This is a genomic window from Monashia sp. HAY1-5C (assembly GCF_056755255.1).
Window position 1 is genome coordinate 1 of sequence record NZ_JBPGXG010000425.1, and the last position, 264, is coordinate 264.

The 264-nt window shown below is 64.0% G+C and carries 1 protein-coding gene; it reads left to right on the forward strand.

All coding sequences use genetic code 11. The features are described 5' to 3' along the window. A partial coding sequence (locus ACR9ZK_RS22305; RefSeq protein ID WP_481344120.1) for a glycosyltransferase occupies positions 1 to 264 on the forward strand: 264 nt, incomplete at both ends.

Genomic DNA, 264 nt, shown 5'->3' on the forward strand with positions numbered 1-264 from the left:
GTCACCGTGTTGGTCCCGGCCCACAACGAATCCGCCGGCATCACCGAAACCCTCGTCTCTCTGAACAACCAGACCCATCGCCCGGACCGCGTGATCGTGGTGGCCGACAACTGCACGGACGACACCGAAGAGCTCGCACTGGCGCAGGGAGCCGAGGTCATCCGTACCGTGGGAAACAAGGACAAGAAGGCCGGGGCCTTGAACTTCGCCCTCAGCCAGCTGCTTCCTGATGCCGACCCCGAGGACCTCATCCTGGTCCAGGAC